Annotated in this window: 2 protein-coding genes; both read left to right on the forward strand. The window is 66.1% G+C overall.

All coding sequences use genetic code 11. The features are described 5' to 3' along the window. Nucleotides 1-699 (forward strand): DUF1214 domain-containing protein (locus FKP22_RS30555; protein ID WP_141291950.1); only part of this gene is annotated, 699 nt, incomplete at its 5' end. A 169-nt stretch (nt 700-868) separates the two neighbouring features. Beyond that, a complete protein-coding gene (locus tag FKP22_RS30560; protein ID WP_141291951.1) occupies nt 869-1,288 on the forward strand; it encodes a hypothetical protein in 420 nt (139 codons plus the stop codon). The last annotated feature ends 52 nt before the right edge of the window (nt 1,289-1,340 follow it).

Raw genomic sequence — 1,340 nt, forward strand, 5'->3', positions numbered from 1 at the left:
TACCTGGAAATGGTCAACGAAATGCTGGCGCGCAACCCGCCGCCCGCCTACGAGCAGGCCAAGCTGGACGCCTGGGCCGCCATTGGCGTGTGCGGTGCGCGGTGCCGCTGGAACCAGCTGTCGCCCGAGATCCAGCAGCGCTGGGCCACCGAACTGCCCGGCCTGCTCGCCGAACTCAAGCGCAATGCCAGCCTGGGCAAGCCGCAACCCGGCGGCTGGACCAAGCCGCTGGACACGCTGGGCGACTTCGGCACCGACTACCGCTACCGCGCCGACGTGGCACTGACCGGCTTGCTGGCCTTGATCCCGCCGGAGGACAGCAATGCCACGGTGAAGGTCGACGGCCGCGGTGAGCCGCTGAGCGGGCAGCACCGCTACCGCCTGAGCCTGCCGGCTGGCGGCATGCCGGTGGACGGCTTCTGGTCGCTCTCGATGTACCAGGAAGAGCCCGACGGCCGGCTGTTCTTCACCGACAACCCGCTCAAGCGCTACACGCTGGGCGACCGCACGCCGGGCCTGAAGCGAGGCGCGGACGGCAGCGTGGTGATCGAGGTCGGCAACAGCCAGCCCACGGACGCCGCTGCCAACTGGCTGCCGGCACCCACCGGCCCGTTCATGCTGGTGATGCGTGCCTACCAGCCCAGGGCGGAGGTATTGGACGGTCGCTTCCAGATGCCGGCGGTGCAGCGGCTGGATTGAGATCAGGAACGGCGTGGGAACAGCGCTTGCCCATGGGCTGTGTGCGGCGAGGTATTTCTCTCGTCATGCAGCCGCCGGTCGGAAGCTACCTGTCTTATGCGTAAAACATTGTGCGTAAAACAGGGATGTGCCTTCCGGTAACTCTTACTTCAAACTGGAAGCTTCAACGATGTACAAGAAAATCCTGGCCGCAAGTGCTCTTTTGGCCTCCATGAGCATGGCGCACGCCTTCGTGAACTCGGCGATTGCGCTGGATGGCTATTGCGACAGTTTCACCGACCTCACCACCGAAGGCCAGACCGGCGCCGCCGGCACCTGGCACAACGTGGACTGCAATGGCACCACGCTCACCACCGGCGGCGCGCAGGTTCGCACCGGCACCGACCTCCGCATCGGCTACGTGCTGGGCAGCAGCGGTGCGGCGATGCTGATGCCAAGCGGCAAGGAAGTGACCTGGTGGATCAAGGACGACAAGACCTGGACCGTGTATGACTGGCAGGGCGTGGTGCTCAACCAGGGCACCTGGACCGCGATGCCGCGCGGCACCCTGGCGCCGAGCGGCAGCGCACCGAGCGTGATCGGCCGCTGAACCCAGCCGCCTGACGCAAAAGGCCGCCTCCGATGGGAGGCGGCTTTTTTTT

The sequence above is a fragment of the Ideonella azotifigens genome (assembly GCF_006519715.1).
Taxonomy (GTDB): Bacteria; Pseudomonadota; Gammaproteobacteria; order Burkholderiales; family Burkholderiaceae_C; genus Ideonella; species Ideonella azotifigens.

Excerpts from the sequence above, each read along its gene's own strand:
- FKP22_RS30560 (WP_141291951.1), top strand. The coding sequence starts at position 869 with ATGTACAAGAAAATCCTGGCCGCAAGTGCTCTTTTGGCCTCCATGAGC.